At 67.0% G+C, this 3,687-nt stretch carries 1 protein-coding gene; it reads left to right on the forward strand.

All coding sequences use genetic code 11. The features are described from left to right. On the forward strand, window positions 1-3,687 hold a 3,687-nt coding region (locus tag JZZ72_RS27520; protein ID WP_328825244.1), incomplete at both ends, for a condensation domain-containing protein.

The following is a 3,687-nucleotide window of genomic DNA, read 5'->3' on the forward strand; positions in this document are numbered from 1 at the left end:
TGCCCGACCCGTTCGACCGCAGCGTGCAGGGGGGCGGGCGGCTGTACCGCACCGGCGACCTGGCGCGCTATCGCGGCGACGGGGTGATCGAGTACGTGGGGCGCATCGACCATCAGGTGAAGATCCGTGGCTTCCGTATCGAACTGGGCGAGATCGAGGCCAAGTTGCAGGGGCACCCGGCGGTACGTGAAGCGGTGGTGCTGGACATCGAAGGACCGAATGGCAAGCAGTTGGCGGCGTACCTGATTGCAAGCGACGAACAGGCTGCACCGGCCGACCGGCTCGCCAGCCTGCGCGAGCACCTCAAGGCCGTGCTGCCGGACTACATGGTGCCGGCACACCTGATGTTCGTGGAGGCCTGGCCGCTGACCGGCAATGGCAAGCTGGACCGCCGTGCGTTGCCCAGGCCCGATGCCAGCCAGTTGCAGCAGGCCTATGTGGCACCGCAGAGCGAGCTCGAGCAACGCATCGCGGCGATCTGGGCGCAGGTGCTCAAGCTTGAGCAGGTGGGCCTGACCGACAACTTCTTCGAGCTGGGCGGCGACTCGATCATCTCGATCCAGGTGGTCAGCCGCGCACGCCAGGCCGGTATCCACTTCACCCCCAAGGCGCTGTTCCAGCACCAGACGGTACAGGGCCTGGCCAGCGTGGCGACGCTCGGCCAGGCGCAGCGCCAGTCGGACCAGGGGCCGGTGACCGGCCAGGCGTTGCTGCTGCCGATTCACCAGTACTTCTTCGATCAGGCAATACCCCAGCGCCATCACTGGAACCAGGCACTGCTGCTCAAGCCGGGCCAGTTGCTGGAGGCCCACAGGCTGCAACAGGCCATGCAGGCGCTGATGGCCCATCATGACGCGCTGCGTCTGCGTTATGCCCGGCAGGCCGATGGCCGCTGGTGGGCGCAGTATGGCGCGGTACAGGCAACCCCCGAGGTGGTGTGGGCTGTGCAGCTTGAGACTGCCGATGCCTTGCCGGCGCTGTGCGACAAGGCCCAGCGCAGCCTGAGCCTGGAGCAGGGCGAGCTGCTGCGCGTGGTGCTTGCGACCCTGCCCGATGGCAGCCAGCGCCTGCTGCTGGCGATCCACCACCTGGTGGTGGACGGCGTGTCGTGGCGCATCCTGCTCGAAGACCTGCAGAGCGCCTATACCCAGCTGGCGGCCGGGCAGGTGGTGAGCCTGCCAGCCAAGACCAGTTCGACCCAGGCCTGGGCGCAGCGCCTGCAGGCGCACGCAGCCGACCTGCAAGGTGAACTGTCCTACTGGAGCAGCGAACTGGCGGGCGCCAGCGCCGAGCTGCCGTGCGACAACCCGCAGGGGTCTGTGCAGGCTGTCCACGCCGCCCAGGCACAGACGCGCCTCGATAAGGCCAGTACCCGGCAACTGCTGCAACAGGCCCCGGCGGCCTACCGCACCCAGGTCAACGACCTGCTGCTGACCGCCCTGGCGCGAGTGATCGCGCGCTGGACCGGGCGCGATGAGGTGCTGATCCAGCTTGAAGGCCACGGTCGCGAAGAACTGTTCGACGACATCGACCTGACCCGTACTGTGGGCTGGTTCACCAGCCTGTTCCCGGTCAAGCTGAGCCCCGCCGACAGCCTCGACGGCTCGATCAAGCGCATCAAGGAGCAACTGCGCTCGGTACCCGACAAGGGCATCGGTTTCGGCGCACTGCGCTACCTGGGCGACGCGAAGGCCCGTGATGCCCTGGCCGCGTTGCCGGTGCCGCGCATCACCTTCAACTACCTGGGCCAGTTCGACGCCAGCTTTGCCGACGAACAGGGTCAGGGCGGCTTCTTCAGCCCGGCGGGTGAGCCTGCCGGTGACAGCCAGAGCTCCGAAGCACCGCTGGGCAACTGGTTGTCGATCAACGGCCAGGTGTATGGCGGCGAGTTGACGCTGAACTGGAGCTTCAGCCGCGCTATGTTCGCGCCCGCGACCATCGAGGCGTTGGCCCGCGCCTATGCCGAGGAGCTCGAGGCGCTGGTTGCCCATTGCGTGCAGCCAGGCAGCGTTGGCGTGACGCCTTCGGACTTCCCGCTGGCCAGGCTGACCCAGGTGCAGCTGGACAGCCTGCCGATTGCCGCCAGCGAGATCGACGATATCTACCCGCTGTCGCCGATGCAGCAGGGCATGTTGTTCCACACCTTGTACGAACAGGGCGCAGGCAACTACATCAACCAACTGCGGATGAATGTGAAGGGGCTGGACGTGGAACGTTTCAGGAACGCCTGGCAGGCCGCACTGGACCGTCACGATGTGCTGCGCGCCAGTTTCGTGACCGGCTTCGAACAGCCCCTGCAGGTGATTCGCAAGCAGGTCGAAATGCCGTTCGCCGTGCTGGACTGGCGGGCGCAGCCGGCGTTGCACGCCAACCTGGACAGCTGGGCCGAGGCCGACCTGCAGCGCAGCTTCGACCTGCAGGATGCGCCGTTGCTGCGCCTGACGGTGATCCGTACCGATGTCGATCACCATCACCTGATCTACACCAGCCACCACATCCTGATGGACGGCTGGAGCAACTCGCAGCTGCTGGGCGAAGTGTTGCAACGCTATGCCGGCCAGACGCCAGGGCATTCGGCCGGGCGCTACCGCGACTACATCCAGTGGCTGTCCGAGCAGGACAGCTCGCGCACCGAGGCGTTCTGGCGGCAGCAGGTACGTGACCTCACCGAGCCGACGCGCCTGGTGCAGGCGCTGCGCAGCGACAAGGCGCAGTTGGGGCAGGGCCATGCCAACCATTTCCAGTTGCTGGATGTGCAGGCCACCCAGGCATTGGGCGAGTTCGCCCGCCAGCAGCGGGTGACGGTCAACACCCTGGTGCAGGCCGCCTGGCTGTTGCTGCTGCAACGCTACAGCGGACAGGCCTGCGTCAGCTTCGGCGCCACCGTGTCGGGGCGCCCGGCCGAGCTGGACGGGGTGGAGGAGCAACTGGGGCTGTTCATCAATACCCTGCCGGTGGTCGCCAGCCCTTCGCCCGAACAGGCCGTGGGTGCCTGGCTGGAGCAGTTGCAGGCACAGAACCTGTTGCTGCGCGAGCATGAACACAGCCCGCTGTACGAGATCCAGCGTCTGGCAGGCTCGGGCGGCGAGGGGTTGTTCGACACCTTGCTGGTGTTCGAGAACTATCCGGTGGCCGAGGCGCTGCAACAAGGGGCGCCGGCCGGCCTGGCGTTCCTGGGTACGCAGAATCACGAGCAGACCAACTTCCCGCTGACGCTGATCATCGGCCTGGGCCGCGAGCTGTCGGTGCAGTATGCCTACGATCAGGCGCGGTTCAGCAGGGCCAGCGTGGAGCAGATCGCCCGGCACTTTGCCAATCTGCTGCAAGGCATTGTGCGCTCGGCGCAGCAATGCATCGCCGAGCTGGCGGTGCTGGATGTCGAGCAGCAGCAACAGGTGGTCAAGGCCTGGAACCACAGCCCGGCGTGCTACCCGGGCGAGCGCTGCATCCACCAGCGGATCGCCGAGCAGGCGGCGTTGCGTCCCGAGGCGCCGGCCGTGGTGTGCGCCGGGCAGTCATTGAGCTACCGCCAGCTTGACCAGCGTGCCAACCAGCTGGCACACAAGTTGCGCGAACAGGGCGTGGGGCCGGATGTACTGGTCGGCCTGGCGGTGGAGCGCAGCCTGGAGATGGTGGTCGGCGTGCTGGGCATTCTCAAGGCCGGCGGCGCCTATGTGCCGCTGGACC

The sequence above is a fragment of the Pseudomonas palmensis genome, assembly GCF_017848315.1.
Lineage (GTDB): Bacteria > Pseudomonadota > Gammaproteobacteria > Pseudomonadales > Pseudomonadaceae > Aquipseudomonas > Aquipseudomonas palmensis.